Genomic DNA, 15,005 nt, shown 5'->3' with positions numbered 1-15,005 from the left:
GTTTAACCGGGCAGGAGAAAGATCAAGTAGGCAACTAACGCCGCTCTTGTCGGAGTTTTCCGAAAGAGCGGCGCGAAACAAACAGTGCTTGCATGTCGATGTTCAGTAGGCGTAGCGCAACAGCGTATGAGGCAAATGACGCAGCACGAAGAAACCGAACAGCGCGATCATCGAAGGCAGGATCAGCCACCAGATCTTGAATGGCATCGGGTTGAGGGACGTCTGCCGTTGGCTCAACCACAGCATCCCGGCGCAGACGCAACTGGCGAGCATCGCGCCGGCGAGGATGTCGGTCGGCCAGTGCGCGCCGAGATAGACCCGCGACAAGGCAATCGCCAGTGCCGGGATGCAGGCAATCAACAGCCAGGTCAGGCGCATGCGCGGCGGCTGCCCACGGCCGGCGAGCACGCCCAGCGTCAGGAACAAGGCAAACGCGCCGGAGGCATGGCCGCTTGGCATGCTGTAAGTGGTCAAGGGATCACTGAGCACTTCCGGGCGCACTCGGGCGAAAAAGTATTTGGTTCCGGTGTTGGCCATGGCGGTGATCAGCATGGTGGCGCCGGCGAACACCGCCTGGCGCCACTGCTTGCACAGCAACAACAGCACGACGAGCAGGGCGCTGAACAGCAGCATGTTGCGGAATTCGCCGATCAGGGTCAGCGTCACGGCGATTTCATCCAGCGCTGGCTGGCGATGTTCCTGCACCAGAGTCATCACGCCATTGTCGAGCGCGGTCAGGTAGGGATAGCCGATGAACAGACTGATCAGGATCAACAGACTCATGCTGCCGATCCAGATCGTCGCGCGACGATGGCGACGCACGCTGCTGTTGACGCTCAGGCCGACCATCACCGCGAGGCTGGCGGCGACGATCCCGGCCTCCAGCCAGAACCCTTCAGGCAATGGCAGGCGGAACGCTGCGCCCGTGGCCCAGCCCGGCAACAGATAAGCCAGGCTCCAGCCAGCGGCGGCGAGCAAGCTGACGGCGAAGAAACGCGGGAAGGGCATGTCGCACATCCCGGCGACCATCGGCAGCATCGGTCGCAGCGGGCCGATGAAGCGCCCGACCAATAGGCTGGCGATGCCGTAGCGCTGGAAGTACGACTCGGCGCGGGCCATCCATTCCGGGTGATGGCGTAGCCCGGGCAGGCGGCGTATGTTCTGGTGAAAATGGCGGCCGAGGAAATACGAAATCAGATCACCGAGGATGCCACCGAGAAAGCCCAGCAGCAGCGTTTCGCTCAAGGACAGCGCGCCGCTGCCGGCCAGTACCGCCACGGCAAACAACAGCACCGTGCCCGGCACGATCAGCCCGGCAATCGCCAGACATTCCACGCAGGCAACGATGAACACCGCTGCGGCCAGCCACTGTGGATTGGCGCCGAGCCATCCGGTGATGCTATCGAGCCATGGGCCCATACAGAAAAACTCCAGACTATTGATAATCCCGGTAGGAGCTGCCGCAGGCTGCGATCTTTTGATCTTGTTTCTTTAAAGCAAAATCAAAAGATCGCAACCTGCGGCAGCTCATACAGGGGTAAGCGTTTACAGAAGAAAATAATCCCGGCCTTCGACCTGACCCCGTCGCAGCGGGTTCCGCGTGCACCATTGCGCATACGCGGCGTCAACGAAGCGATACATCAAGTGTTCATCGCGACCCAGTGGAATCCCCAGCCGGGTGGTTTGAATAACGTGAGAAGGCGCCGGCCCCGTATCTTCGACCAGCAGCAATTCATGATCGAAACGCTTGGCGTCCCACATCGGTACTTTCAAACCGAGTGCCTTGCACAGCAAGGTCTGCCCGGCGCACAACTTCTGCGTCGAACGCGGCCGTCCCTGGGCATCGGGATTGTTCAGCAGCATTTGCGCCAGACTCGCCGGACCGCTGACTTCATCGACCCACGGATAGGCGGATTTGATCAGCACCGCATTGCCCGGACCTTGCGCGCTGAAATTCAGCGAATCACCGCCGCGGGCGTAGTACATATAGATGTGCCCGCCGTCCAGAAACAAAGCCTTACGTTTTTCTGTATAGCCGAGCGAGGCATGACTGCCTTTTTCCGCGAAGTAATAGGCTTCAGTCTCGATGATTCGCGCACTCAGCCACAGATCACCGACGCGATGGCGGATGACTTTGCCGAGCAGCGCCTGCGCCAGAACCTGGGCGTCGCGGTCGAAAAACTGTCCGGCAGGCCCACGGGCAGGCGCGCGGACTCGGGGCAAAGGGGCACGTTGGTCATGATGGGCAGGGTTTATCCAGGCTCAAGAGGCCTTGATGATAACAACGCTCAGCTTAATTACGTCTGAACGATGGCCAAACGCAGTTCATTTCGACCATCCGCCCGTCACCGCTGTTAGTCCCGGGACGCGACAGCTATAATCTGCCGCTTTCCTCTTTGCCAAGATCCCAGCAGACCATGACTGAGTCCGTTCTTGACTACATGACCCGATTGGGTCGCGCCGCCCGCGCTGCCTCCAAGGTCATCGGTCGCGCCAGCACCGCGCAGAAAAACCGCGCCTTGCAGGCTGCCGCCAATGCTCTGGACGCCGCGCGCGCCGAGCTGGCCGCAGCCAATGAGCTGGATCTGGCTGCCGGTCGCGCCAGCGGTCTGGAGCCGGCGCTGCTGGAACGTCTGGAACTGACTCCGGCACGCATCGACGGCATGATCGTCGGCTTGCGTCAGGTCGCTGCACTGGCGGATCCGGTTGGCGCGATCCGCGACATGAGCTTCCGTCCGTCGGGCATTCAGGTCGGCAAGATGCGTGTACCGCTGGGCGTGATCGGGATCATCTACGAATCCCGGCCGAACGTGACCATCGATGCCGCCAGCCTGTGTCTGAAGTCGGGCAACGCGACCATTCTGCGCGGTGGCTCCGAGGCGATTCATTCCAACCGCGCGATTGCCGCGTGCATTCAGCGCGGTCTGGCCGAGGCCGAACTGCCCGCCGCCGTGGTGCAAGTGGTCGAAACCACCGACCGTGCCGCTGTCGGCGCGCTGATCAGCATGCCGGAATACGTTGACGTCATCGTGCCCCGTGGTGGCCGTGGCCTGATCGAGCGCATCAGCCGCGATGCCCGCGTGCCGGTGATCAAGCACCTGGACGGCATCTGCCACGTCTACGTCAGCGAACACGCCGACCTGGCCAAAGCCCAGCGCATTGCCTTCAACGCCAAGACTTACCGTTATGGTATCTGCGGCGCGATGGAAACCCTGCTGGTCGATCAGGCTGTTGCCAAGGATTTCCTGCCGTCGATGGCTACGCAGTTCCGCGAAAAAGGCGTCGAGCTGCGCGGTTGCGAACGCACCCGGGCGATCATCGAAGCGGTCGCGGCCAGCGAAGACGACTGGCACACCGAGTACCTGGCGCCGATTCTGTCGATCCGCGTGGTCGACGGTCTGGAGCAGGCGATCGAGCACATCAACCATTACGGCTCCCATCACACCGACTCGATCGTTAGCGAAAACCTCGCCGACACCCGCCGGTTCGTGGCGGAAGTCGACTCGGCCTCGGTGATGATCAACACCCCGACCTGCTTCGCCGATGGATTTGAATACGGACTGGGTGCCGAAATCGGCATTTCTACTGATAAGCTGCACGCCCGCGGCCCGGTAGGGCTTGAGGGGTTGACCTGCGAGAAGTACATCGTGGTCGGCGATGGCCAGTTGCGCGGCCAGGCGACGGTCTGACTTGACCGACCTCGACCTGACAGCGCCGCACACCGGCAGCGAGTCGCGCCCGCAACGCATTGGCGTGCTGGGCGGTACGTTCGACCCGGTGCACATCGGCCATTTGCGTGGCGCGCTGGAAGTTGTCGAAGCGCTGGCGCTGGATGAGTTGCGCCTGATGCCGAACGCGCGCCCGCCACATCGCGGGACGCCGCAGGTGTCGGCGCAGGATCGACTGGCGATGGTCGAGTGCGCGGTGGCCGGATTGCCGCCGCTGGTGGTGGACGCCCGCGAATTGCAGCGGGACAAACCGTCCTGGACCATCGATACCCTGGAGTCGCTGCGCGCAGAGATGCCCGCCGAGACCCAGGTTTTTCTGCTTTTGGGCTGGGACGCATTTTGCGGCCTGCCCACTTGGCACCGCTGGGAAGAGTTGCTCCAGCATTGCCACATCCTGGTGCTACAGCGCCCGGACGCCGACAGCGAACCGCCGGATGCCTTGCGCAACCTGCTGGCAGCGCGTTCGGTGAGCGACCCGCTGGCCCTGAAAGGGCCGAGCGGACAGATTGCATTCGTCTGGCAGACACCGCTCGCGGTTTCCGCCACCCAGATCCGTCAACTGCTGGCCAGCGGTAAGTCGGTACGTTTCCTGGTGCCCGACGCGGTCCTGGCCTACATCGATGCGCACGGTCTGTACCGTGCGTCGAACTGAACAAGGCGTGCTTCACCGATGCGAATCACCGTATCCCCAAGCCGCCGAATACGTGAGCAAAACGAGTTTCATATGACTGATAAAGATCTACCGAAAGTAAAGCGCAAAGGCACGTTCAAGAGCGCGCCACTGCCGGAAGCCGTCAACACCAACGAGCCGCTCAAGGGCGACGAACTGGTCAAGATTGCCGTCGCTGCGCTGGAAGACGTCAAGGCCCAGGACATCCAGATCATCGATGTGCGCGACAAGCAGAGCATCACTGACTACATGATCATCGCCACCGGTACCTCCAATCGCCAGATCAACGCGATGCTCGACAAGGTTCGCGAGGAAGTGAAAAAGCAGGGCGCCAAGCCGCTGGGCGAAGAAGGCAAGGGCGACAGCGACTGGGTGCTGCTCGACCTCGATCTGGTGATCGTGCACATGATGACCGCCTCGGCGCGTCAGTTCTACGACCTGGAACGCCTGTGGGCCGGTGCCGAGCAAAGCCGTGCTGCCGATGCCAAGCACCACAGCCCGGAAAACACCCACGAGCATTTCACCAAGCTCAACAAAGACCAGTTCTAAGGGATTGCTGTGCGACTGCGCCTGATCGCCGTCGGTTCACGCATGCCCAAGTGGGTGGAAGAAGGCTGGCATGAATATGCCAAGCGTCTTCCGTCCGAGCTGGCGCTGGAACTGGTGGAAATTCCGCTCAATACCCGTGGCAAGAATGCCGACGTGGCCCGTTTCATCCGCCAGGAAGGCGAAGCCATGCTGGCCAAGGTCGGGCACAACGAGCGGATCGTCACGCTGGAAGTTCACGGCAAGCCCTGGAGCACCGAGCAACTGGCGGTCGAACTCGATCGCTGGCGCCTGGATTCGCGCACGGTCAACTTCATGGTCGGCGGCCCGGAAGGGCTGGCACCGGAAGTCTGTGCCCGCGCTGACCAGCGCTGGTCGTTGTCGCCGCTGACCTTGCCGCACCCGCTGGTGCGAATCCTGATCGGCGAACAGTTGTACCGTGCCTGGACCGTGTTGTCCGGCCACCCTTACCACAAGTAAGCCTGCCCTCATGTCTCAGCCGATCCGCATCAAGGACCACGAAAAGGACGCCCGTCTGGTGCGTAGCCGTGTCGTGTTCGGCGCGATCGTGATCGTGACGCTGATCTGTGTGCTGATCGCGCGTTTGTATTACCTGCAGGTGATCCAGTACGAGTACCACTCGACCCTGTCGGAAAACAACCGCGTCCACGTGCAGCCGATTCCGCCGACGCGCGGGCTGATTTTCGACCGCAACGGCGTGGTTGTGGCCGACAACCGGCCGAGCTTCAGCCTGAGCATGACCCGCGAGCGCTCCGGCGACTGGCAGCAGGTGCTCGACGTTATCGTCGAGGTGCTGGAGCTGACGCCCGAGGACCGGGTGATCTTCGAGAAACGTATGCGGCAGGGGCGTCGGCCGTTCGAGCCGGTGCCGATCCTGTTCGAGCTGACCGAAGAGCAGATCGCCCGCATCGCGGTGAATCAGTTCCGCCTGCCCGGGGTGGAAGTGGTCGCGCAACTGGTCCGGCATTACCCGCAGGGCGCGCACTTTGCGCACTCGGTGGGCTACATGGGGCGGATCAACGAGAAAGAGCTGAAGTCGCTGGATCCGGTCAACTACAGCGGCACCCACCACATCGGCAAGACCGGCATCGAGCGGTTCTACGAGCCGGAATTGCACGGTCAGGTCGGTTACGAGGAAGTCGAGACCAACGCCCGTGGCCGCGTATTGCGCGTGCTCAAACGCACCGATCCGATTCCCGGCAAGGACATCGTCCTGAGCCTCGACATCAAGTTGCAGGAAGCCGCTGAGGCCGCGCTGGGCGGGCGACGTGGTGCGGTGGTGGCGCTCGATCCGAAAACCGGCGAAGTGCTGGCGATGGTCAGTCAGCCGAGTTTTGACCCCAACCTGTTCGTCACCGGCATCAGCTTCAAGGCCTACGCCGAGTTGCGCGACTCCATCGACCGGCCGCTGTTCAACCGCGTGCTGCGCGGTCTGTACCCGCCGGGCTCGACGATCAAACCGGCGGTGGCGATTGCCGGTCTTGACGCCGGGGTGGTCACGGCGTCGAGCCGGGTGTTCGACCCGGGCTACTACATGCTGCCCAACTACGACCACAAGTACCGCAACTGGAACCGTACCGGTGACGGCTTCGTCGACCTCGACACGGCGATCATGCGGTCCAACGACACCTACTTCTATGACCTGGCGCACAAGCTCGGCATCGATCGGCTGTCGACCTATATGAACAAGTTCGGCATCGGTCAGAAGGTCTCCCTGGACATGTTCGAAGAATCCCCGGCCTGATGCCATCGCGCGAATGGAAGCGAGCAACGCGCAAACAGGCGTGGTTCCCCGGCGAAACCCTGATTCTCGGGATCGGCCAGGGCTACATGCAATCGACACCACTGCAGCTGGCTCAGGCCACGGCGCTGGTGGCCAACAAAGGCATCTGGAACCGTCCGCACCTGGCCAAATCCCTCGACGGGGTGAAACCGGTGGATGAGAACCCGATGCCAAACATCGTCCTGCGCGACCCGTCCGACTGGAACAAGGTCAACCACGGCATGCAGCAGGTGATGCACGGTGCCCGTGGTACCGCGCGCAAAGCGGCGATCGGCGCGCAATACCGCATCGCCGGCAAGTCCGGTACCGCGCAGGTGGTGGCGATCAAGCAGGGCGAAAAATACGACCGCTCCAAGGTCCAGGAGCGCCATCGCGACCACGCGTTGTTCGTCGGTTTCGCCCCGGCCGATGATCCGAAAATCGTCGTGTCGGTGATGGTCGAGAACGGTGAGTCCGGCTCCGGCGTGGCCGCGCCGGTCGTGCGCCAGGTCATGGACGCGTGGTTGCTCGACCAGGACGGCCATCTCAAAGCCGAGTACGCCAGCCCAATCACTGCGGAGGCCACGGCCCGTGATGAATAACTTCGATCGCATGCTCTCCAGCGAGGATGTGATGCGTCGCCGCGCGACGTTGCTGCAAAGACTGCATATCGATGGCCCGCTGTTGATCCTGTTGCTGATTCTCGCCGCCGGCAGCCTGTTCGTGCTGTATTCGGCCAGCGGCAAGAGCTGGGATCTGCTGGGCAAGCAGGCCACATCGTTCGGTATCGGTCTGGTGGCGATGATTGTCATCGCCCAGTTCGAGCCGCGTTTCATGGCGCGTTGGGTACCGCTCGGTTACGTAATCGGCGTGGTCTTGCTGATCGTCGTCGACATCATGGGCCACAATGCCATGGGCGCCACGCGCTGGATCAACATTCCCGGGGTGATCCGCTTCCAGCCCTCGGAATTCATGAAGATCCTGATGCCGGCGACCATCGCCTGGTATCTGTCCAAACGCACCTTGCCGCCGCAGCTCAAGCACGTCGGCATCAGCCTGATGCTGATTGGTGTGCCGTTCATTCTGATCGTGCGCCAGCCGGATCTCGGCACCTCGCTGCTGATTCTCGCCGGTGGCGCCTTCGTGCTGTTCATGGGCGGCTTGCGCTGGCGCTGGATTCTCAGCGTGCTGGCGGCGGCGGTGCCGGTGTCGGTGGCGATGTGGTTCTTCGTCATGCACGACTACCAGAAGCAGCGGGTCCTGACCTTTCTCGACCCGGAAAGTGATCCGCTGGGCACCGGCTGGAACATCATTCAGTCGAAAGCCGCGATCGGTTCCGGTGGCGTGTTCGGCAAAGGCTGGTTGCTCGGTACCCAGTCGCACTTGGACTTTCTTCCGGAAAGCCACACCGACTTCATTATCGCCGTGCTTGGCGAAGAGTTCGGTCTGGTGGGAATTTGCGCACTGCTGCTGATCTATCTGTTGTTGATCGGTCGTGGGCTGGTGATCACTGCCCAGGCACAAACGCTGTTCGGCAAATTGCTCGCCGGTGCGTTGACCATGACTTTTTTGTTTACGTTTTCGTCAACATCGGTATGGTCAGTGGCCTGTTGCCGGTCGTGGGGGTGCCGTTGCCGTTCATTAGCTACGGAGGAACTTCGCTGGTGACGCTGCTGTCAGCGTTTGGGGTTTTGATGTCGATCCATACCCATCGCAAGTGGATCGCACAGGTTTGAATAAGGTGAAGAGTGCAATGCAAGTAATGCGTGGCTGGGCGACTCGATGCGCGCCGCTGGTTGGCCTGGTGGGCCTGCTGGGAAGCGTGCAGGAAGCGCTGGCCGGCGACTATGAAGGCTCGCCGCAGGTGGCCGAATTTGTCGGCGAAATGACCCGCGACTACGGTTTCGCCGGTGAACAACTGATGGGTGTGTTCCGCGAGGCGCAACGCAAGCAGTCGATTCTCGACGCCATCTCCAAACCCGCCGAACGGGTCAAGCAGTGGAACGAATATCGACCGATGTTCATCACCGACGCGCGCATCGCCCGGGGTGTCGACTTCTGGCGTCAGCACGAGGCGACCCTGGCCCGTGCCGAGCAAGAATACGGCGTGCCGGCACAAGTCATCGTGTCGATCATCGGCGTCGAGACCTTTTTCGGACGTAATACCGGCAATTTCCGCGTGATCGATGCTTTATCGACCCTGGGCTTCGACTATCCTCCCCGTGCCGAATTTTTCCGCAAGGAGCTACGTGAGTTCCTTCTGCTGGCCCGTGAAGAGCAGGTCGATCCACTGACCCTCAAAGGCTCTTACGCCGGGGCAATGGGGCTGCCGCAATTCATGCCGAGCAGCTTCCGCGCCTACGCGGTGGACTTCGACGGCGACGGTCACATCAATATCTGGAACAACCCGGACGATGCCATTGGCAGCGTCGCCAGCTATTTCAAGCGCCATGGCTGGGTCGCCGGTGAGCCGGTGGTCAGCCGCGCCGATGTACGCGGCGAGCAGGCTGATGAAGGCCTGACCAGCGGTATCGAACCGGTGAAAACGGTCGCAGAGTTGCGGGCGCTGGGCTGGTCGAGTCATGATGCGCTGCGCGATGATATGCCGGTTACCGCATTTCGCCTCGAAGGCGACAACGGCCCTGAATACTGGATGGGCCTGCAGAATTTCTACGCGATCACGCGTTATAACCGCAGCGTGATGTACGCCATGGCCGTACATCAACTGTCTGAACAGCTGGTACAAGCACGGGGCGTCAAGTAATGCAGGCATTGCCTAACAATAAACCCCTGAAGCTGGTGGCTTTCGCTGCGTTGGCAGTCCTGGTTGCCAGTTGCACGACCAGCCGCACGCCGACGCAGAAATCCCCGTCCACCGCTGTCCGCGCCCAACCGGGCCTGGACATCAATCGCGCGCACAAAGACGGCGCGCCTTGGTGGGATGTCGATGTTTCGCGCATCCCCGATGCGACACCGACCCTGCACACCGGCCCGTACAAGGCCAACCCTTACACCGTGCTGGGCAAGACCTATTTCCCGTTGCAGGAATCCAAGACCTACGTGGCCTCAGGTACGGCGTCCTGGTACGGCACCAAGTTCCATGGCCAGAACACCGCCAACGGCGAAGTGTATGACCTGTACGGCATGAGCGCTGCGCACAAGACCTTGCCGCTGCCAAGCTACGTCCGGGTGACCAACCTGGACAACAACAAGACGGTGATCCTGCGCGTCAACGACCGTGGGCCGTTCTACTCCGATCGCATCATCGATTTGTCCTACGCGGCGGCGAAGAAACTCGGCTATGCCGAAACCGGCACCGCGCGGGTCAAGGTCGAAGGCATCGATCCGCAACAGTGGTGGGCAGCCAAGGGCCGTCCGGCGCCGCTGATGCTCAACGAGCCGCAAGTAGCGCAGAATAGCGCGCCAGCGATTACAGCGTCGGCCGGCACCGTCGAGCAATGGACACCGCCACCGCAGCAACACGCGGCGGCCGTGGTGCCGGTGCAGATCGATGCAAAAAAACGCTTCTGCACCAGCGTCTGGCCAGTATCTGCAGGTGGGCGCGTTCGCCAACCCGGACGCTGCCGAACTGCTGAGGTCGAAGCTCAGCGGGATGGTGAGCGCGCCGGTGTTCATCAGTTCGATCGTGCGCAATCAGCAGACCCTGCACCGGGTACGCCTGGGGCCGATCGGCTCGCCGGGTGAGATCGCCCAGGTGCAGAACAGTGTGCGTCTGGCCAATCTGGGTTCGCCCAGCGTGGTCAGCGAGTAATACGTAGACCTTGATTGACGGTTCACTTGCGGTATTCGGGGGTGAACCAGGTTGTTGGCTCTTCGAAGAACAAAAGCCCGGCAAGGGTGACTGGAGTGAGCAACTGAACACGCGATGGCCCGTTAGAAGGCTGTCTGAATAAGTTTTGCCTTCGGGCAAGTTTCCATTAGCGATTTCGAGAGACGGATGAACATCACCACCTTTGCCAAACGCCTGTGTCTGCTAGTCCCGCTGCTCCTCTCGCCAGCCGCCTTCGCGGCCGAGATGATGCCGTCGCCACCACAACTGGCCGCCAAGGCCTATGTTCTGATGGACGCCAGCAGCGGCAACGTGCTGGTCGAAAACAACGGCGACCAGCGTCTGCCACCGGCCAGCCTGACCAAGCTGATGACCGCGTACATCGCGACCCTGGAAATCCGTCGCGGCCAGATCGGCGAGAACGACCCGGTGACCGTCAGCGAAAACGCCTGGCGCACCGGCGGTTCGCGGATGTTCATCAAGGTCGGCTCGCAGGTGACTGTCAGCGACCTGCTGCACGGCATCATCATCCAGTCCGGTAACGACGCCAGCGTCGCCCTGGCCGAGCACATCGCCGGCAGCGAAGACGCCTTCGCCGACCTGATGAACAAGACCGTCACCGAACTGGGCATGACCAATACCCATTTCATGAACCCGACCGGTCTGCCGAATCCTGAGCACTACTCGTCGGCGCACGACATGGCGATTCTGGCCCGTGCGATCATCCACGAAGACCCGGCTCACTATGCGATCTACTCGCAGAAAGAGTTCTTCTGGAATGGCATCAAGCAGCCTAACCGCAACCTGCTGCTGTGGCGCGACAAGACCGTTGACGGTCTGAAAACCGGCCACACCGACGAAGCCGGCTACTGCATGGTGTCCTCGGCGGTACGTGACGGCCAGCGCCTGATCGCCGTGGTGTTCGGCACCAACAGCGAAGTGGCCCGCGCCGCTGAAACCCAGAAGCTGCTGACCTACGGTTTCCGCTTCTTCGAAACCCAGACCTTCTATCAGAAGGGCACTGAGCTGGCGCAGGCGCCGGTATGGAAAGGCACCACCAGCCAGGTCAAGGCCGGCCTGGCGCAAGACCTGACCATGACTCTGCCAAAAGGTCAGTTGAAGAAGCTCGCTGCCAGCATGACCATGAACCCGCAACTGGTTGCGCCAATCGCCAAGGGCGACGTGATCGGTAAAGTCGAAGTCAAACTGGAAGACAAGGTGGTGCACAGCGCCGACCTGATCGCTCTGGATGGCGTCGAGGAGGGTGGTATCTTCCGCCGCATGTGGGATAGCATCCGTCTATTCTTCTACGGCTTGTTCAACTGATTCAGTGTTGACCTGCATGGCCCCGCCCCGATCCGGTGCGGGGCCATGTGCGTTACCACGGCTTGCACTCTAGAGGCCGTTACGCCATGACCGATACCGAAGTAAAGGCGCCAAAGATCGAATTCCCTGTCACGGACTATCCCGTCAAGGTGATCAGCGATACCGGTGTAGGCAACAAAGACAAGATCATCGACATCGTCAAGAAACACGCGACCATCAATGATGAGCGTATCGACGAACGTCAAAGCACCAACGGCAAATACACCACTATTCAGTTGCACATCGTCGCCACCGACCAGGATCAGCTGTACAACATCAACAGCGAACTGCGGGCGACCGGCTTCGTGCACATGGTGTTGTGATGCACGGCACGCTGGGCTTTCGCGAGCTGGGCCAGATGGCTTACGAGCCGGTCTGGCATGCCATGCAGCGCTTCACCAACGAACGCGGCAGCGATGCCGCCGACGAAATCTGGCTCGTCGAACACCCGCCGGTGTTCACCCAGGGCCAGGCCGGCAAGGCCGAACACTTGTTGTTGCCGGGAGATATTCCGGTGGTGCAGGTCGATCGTGGCGGCCAAGTGACTTATCATGGCCCCGGGCAACTGGTGGCCTATCTGTTACTGGATGTGCGCAAGCTGGGTTTCGGCGTGCGTGATCTGGTCAGCCGCATGGAAGCCTGCCTGATCGAACTGCTGGCCAGCTACGGCGTCACCGCCGCCGCCAAGCCAGATGCTCCCGGCGTGTATGTCGATGGAGCGAAAATCGCTTCTCTGGGTTTGCGCATTCGCCACGGTTGTTCCTTTCATGGCCTGGCCCTGAACGTGGATATGAACCTGGAACCGTTTCGACGGATTAATCCCTGCGGCTACGCCGGGCTGGCCATGACCCAGCTGAGCGATCACGCAGGATCGATTGAATTTGCCGAGGTAAGTGCCCGGCTGCGCGCGCAGCTCGTCAAACACCTCGACTATGCTGAGCAGACGACCCTCACGGGCGGAATCGACTGATATGACTACTGATGCAGTGCAAACCATGATCCCGACGCTCGACGTGACCGAGCGCCCGGCCCCGCGTCCCAAGGTTGAAGCCGGCGTCAAGCTGCGCGGCGCCGAGAAGGTTGCACGCATCCCGGTCAAGATCATCCCGACCACCGAACTGCCGAAAAACCCGACTGGATCCGTGTGCGCATTCCGGTTTCGCCGGAAGTCGACCGCATCAAGAGCCTGCTGCGCAAGCACAAGCTGCACAGTGTCTGCGAAGAAGCGTCCTGCCCGAACCTCGGCGAATGCTTCTCCGGCGGCACCGCGACCTTCATGATCATGGGCGATATCTGCACCCGTCGCTGCCCGTTCTGCGACGTTGGCCACGGTCGTCCGAAGCCACTGGACGTCAACGAGCCGGAAAGCCTGGCGATCGCTATCGCCGACCTCAAGCTCAAATACGTGGTGATCACCTCGGTTGACCGTGACGACCTGCGTGACGGCGGTGCCCAGCACTTTGCCGACTGCATCCGCGAAATCCGCAAACTGTCGCCGAACGTGCAGCTCGAGACCTTGGTCCCGGACTACCGTGGCCGCATGGACATCGCCCTGGAAATCACCGCCGCCGAGCCGCCGGATGTGTTCAACCACAACCTGGAAACCGTGCCGCGCCTGTACAAGGCTGCGCGTCCGGGCTCGGACTACCAGTGGTCGCTGACCCTGTTGCAACGCTTCAAGCAGATGATGCCGCACATTCCGACCAAGTCCGGCCTGATGCTGGGTCTGGGCGAGACCGACGAGGAAGTCATCGAAGTCATGAAGCGCATGCGCGAACACGACATCGACATGCTGACCCTCGGTCAATACCTGCAACCGTCGCGCAGCCACTTGCCGGTGCAGCGCTTCGTCCATCCGGACACCTTCGCCTGGTTCGCCGAGGAAGGTTACAAGATGGGCTTCAAGAACGTTGCGTCTGGCCCACTGGTACGTTCCTCGTACCACGCCGACGAGCAGGCGAAGCTGGTCAAGGCCGAGCTGCTGGGTTCCTGATTCAGCGCCGATGCAAAAATGCCCGCCGAGGACTGTCCTTCGGCGGGCATTTTTTTGCCTGAGACAAGGGGCTTTTGTTTGCCTCTTCAGCTGACTACTGTGTGTGCATGACTTTACCGCTGGAGCCCAAGGATGACCGTTCGACCGAGCCACACCCTGATTGCCCACCGAGCCGTACCGGCGCTGCCCTCTGAGGGGACGATCGGCGTCATCGCGCCTGCCGGCCCCGGCGCCCTAGACACTGAAAAAGCGCTGCAATGGATGCGCGCGCGCGGCTATGGGCTGAAGGTGTTTCCGGGTGTCTATGAGAAGGACGGCTACCTGGCCGGCAGTGACGACGTACGCCTGCGCGATCTGCACGCGGCGTTCGCTGACCCCGAAGTCGACGCGATAATTTGCCTGCGCGGCGGCTACGGCACGCCGCGTCTGCTGGACCGAATCGATTACGACCTGCTCAGCCGGCATGCCAAGCCGTTTGTCGGCTATAGCGACGTCACCGCGCTGCACTTGGCCATCAGTCGCTACGCCGGGTTTGTGACCTTTCACGGCCCGCTGCTCAATGCCGACCTGCTAGGCGATAAGGAGCCGCCGACCGTTACATCATTCTTCGCCATGCTGCGCGGGCAAATGAAGTCAGGGAGTGTACTGAGCCATCCGGCGGCTTATCCGTTATCCACCGTCGAACCGGGCATTGCCCACGGACGCCTGCTCGGCGGTAATCTGGCGATGATTGCGGCAACCCTCGGCACGCCCTACGAGATTGATGTCGAAGGCGCAGTTCTGTTCATCGAGGACATCAACGAGCCGCTGTATCGCATTGATCGCCTGCTGACCCAGATGCGTCTGGCCGGCAAGCTGGCCCGACTGAGCGGTGTGCTGGTCGGTGATATCGCCGGGGTGGAGGTCGACGCGCTGAATCGCCTGCTCAAGCAAACCTTTGAGCCGTTGCGGATTCCGGTGCTGTCGGGCTGGCGCAGTGGCCATTGCGACCCGAACCTGACACTGCCGTTGGGCGCGCTGGTGCGCCTGGATGCGGGGAAGCAGGCGTTGCTGCTGGAGCAGGATGTGGTGATCAAGGCTGAAACGGTTATTGCCTGACAGTCAGTCTTCGCGAGCAGGCTCGCTCCCAC

The 15,005-nt window shown here is 61.6% G+C and carries 10 protein-coding genes and 5 pseudogenes; 13 read left to right on the top strand and 2 right to left on the bottom strand.

The window, feature by feature from the left end:
- Positions 1 to 102: 102 nt before the first annotated feature.
- Both LJU32_00960 and LJU32_00955 read right to left on the bottom strand, forming a co-directional pair.
- Complete coding sequence (locus LJU32_00960; GenBank protein ID WKV89109.1) at positions 103 to 1,419, bottom strand: bifunctional DedA family/phosphatase PAP2 family protein; 1,317 nt, start codon at positions 1,417 to 1,419, stop codon at positions 103 to 105.
- 126 nt (positions 1,420 to 1,545) lie between these two features.
- Positions 1,546 to 2,240 (bottom strand): annotated as a pseudogene (locus LJU32_00955) (DNA-3-methyladenine glycosylase).
- A 177-nt stretch (positions 2,241 to 2,417) separates the two neighbouring features.
- Here LJU32_00955 and LJU32_00950 point away from each other — a divergent pair.
- The 13 genes and pseudogenes from LJU32_00950 (at position 2,418) to LJU32_00890 (ending at position 14,973) form a co-directional block, all read left to right on the top strand.
- Entirely contained in the window at positions 2,418 to 3,689 is a 1,272-nt protein-coding gene (locus tag LJU32_00950; protein WKV89108.1) for a glutamate-5-semialdehyde dehydrogenase, read from the top strand.
- A gap of 1 nt (position 3,690) precedes the next feature.
- Positions 3,691 to 4,380, top strand: a complete 690-nt coding sequence (nadD, locus tag LJU32_00945) for a nicotinate-nucleotide adenylyltransferase (protein WKV89107.1) — start codon at positions 3,691 to 3,693, stop codon at positions 4,378 to 4,380.
- Positions 4,381 to 4,452: 72 nt separating this feature from the next.
- The gene (gene rsfS / locus LJU32_00940) at positions 4,453 to 4,947 is read left to right on the top strand and encodes a ribosome silencing factor (GenBank protein WKV89106.1); all 495 of its coding nucleotides are present in this window, start codon (positions 4,453 to 4,455) and stop codon (positions 4,945 to 4,947) included.
- 9 nt (positions 4,948 to 4,956) lie between these two features.
- Positions 4,957 to 5,424, top strand: coding sequence for a 23S rRNA (pseudouridine(1915)-N(3))-methyltransferase RlmH (gene rlmH / locus LJU32_00935; protein WKV89105.1), 468 nt, complete (start codon positions 4,957 to 4,959; stop codon positions 5,422 to 5,424).
- A gap of 10 nt (positions 5,425 to 5,434) precedes the next feature.
- Positions 5,435 to 7,329, top strand: a pseudogene (gene mrdA, locus LJU32_00930) (penicillin-binding protein 2).
- 31 nt (positions 7,330 to 7,360) lie between these two features.
- A pseudogene (gene rodA, locus LJU32_00925) lies at positions 7,361 to 8,463 on the top strand (rod shape-determining protein RodA).
- Positions 8,464 to 8,480: 17 nt separating this feature from the next.
- On the top strand, positions 8,481 to 9,491 hold the full coding sequence (mltB, locus tag LJU32_00920; protein ID WKV89104.1) for a lytic murein transglycosylase B: 1,011 nt from the start codon (positions 8,481 to 8,483) through the stop codon (positions 9,489 to 9,491).
- A pseudogene (locus LJU32_00915) lies at positions 9,491 to 10,499 on the top strand (septal ring lytic transglycosylase RlpA family protein). Before mltB ends, LJU32_00915 begins: the two are co-directional and overlap by 1 nt.
- Before the next feature lie 186 nt (positions 10,500 to 10,685).
- A complete protein-coding gene (locus tag LJU32_00910) occupies positions 10,686 to 11,843 on the top strand; it encodes a D-alanyl-D-alanine carboxypeptidase (protein WKV89103.1) in 1,158 nt (385 codons plus the stop codon).
- Positions 11,844 to 11,929: 86 nt separating this feature from the next.
- On the top strand, positions 11,930 to 12,205 hold the full coding sequence (locus LJU32_00905) for a DUF493 domain-containing protein (GenBank protein ID WKV89102.1): 276 nt from the start codon (positions 11,930 to 11,932) through the stop codon (positions 12,203 to 12,205).
- Positions 12,205 to 12,852: a lipoyl(octanoyl) transferase LipB gene (gene lipB / locus LJU32_00900; GenBank protein ID WKV89101.1), complete on the top strand. Its 648-nt coding sequence runs from the start codon at positions 12,205 to 12,207 to the stop codon at positions 12,850 to 12,852. Before LJU32_00905 ends, lipB begins: the two co-directional genes overlap by 1 nt.
- Before the next feature lie 25 nt (positions 12,853 to 12,877).
- Positions 12,878 to 13,875, top strand: a pseudogene (gene lipA / locus LJU32_00895) (lipoyl synthase).
- 132 nt (positions 13,876 to 14,007) lie between these two features.
- The gene (locus tag LJU32_00890) at positions 14,008 to 14,973 is read left to right on the top strand and encodes an LD-carboxypeptidase (GenBank protein WKV89100.1); all 966 of its coding nucleotides are present in this window, start codon (positions 14,008 to 14,010) and stop codon (positions 14,971 to 14,973) included.
- The last annotated feature ends 32 nt before the right edge of the window (positions 14,974 to 15,005 follow it).

The sequence above is a fragment of the Pseudomonas sp. B21_DOA genome (assembly GCA_030544685.1).
Lineage (GTDB): Bacteria > Pseudomonadota > Gammaproteobacteria > Pseudomonadales > Pseudomonadaceae > Aquipseudomonas > Aquipseudomonas fluorescens_AO.
Note: the sequence above shows the minus strand (reverse complement) of the source record. Positions and strands in the feature narration are given on the sequence as shown.

What these genes read in the sequence shown, in the direction of transcription:
- LJU32_00960 (WKV89109.1), bottom strand. Translation starts at nt 1,419, where the DNA reads ATGGGCCCATGGCTCGATAGCATCACCGGATGGCTCGGCGCCAATCCA.
- LJU32_00950 (WKV89108.1), top strand. Translation starts at nt 2,418, where the DNA reads ATGACTGAGTCCGTTCTTGACTACATGACCCGATTGGGTCGCGCCGCC.
- rsfS (WKV89106.1), top strand. Translation starts at nt 4,453, where the DNA reads ATGACTGATAAAGATCTACCGAAAGTAAAGCGCAAAGGCACGTTCAAG.
- mltB (WKV89104.1), top strand. Translation starts at nt 8,481, where the DNA reads ATGCAAGTAATGCGTGGCTGGGCGACTCGATGCGCGCCGCTGGTTGGC.
- LJU32_00910 (WKV89103.1), top strand. Translation starts at nt 10,686, where the DNA reads ATGAACATCACCACCTTTGCCAAACGCCTGTGTCTGCTAGTCCCGCTG.
- LJU32_00905 (WKV89102.1), top strand. Translation starts at nt 11,930, where the DNA reads ATGACCGATACCGAAGTAAAGGCGCCAAAGATCGAATTCCCTGTCACG.
- lipB (WKV89101.1), top strand. Translation starts at nt 12,205, where the DNA reads ATGCACGGCACGCTGGGCTTTCGCGAGCTGGGCCAGATGGCTTACGAG.
- LJU32_00890 (WKV89100.1), top strand. Translation starts at nt 14,008, where the DNA reads ATGACCGTTCGACCGAGCCACACCCTGATTGCCCACCGAGCCGTACCG.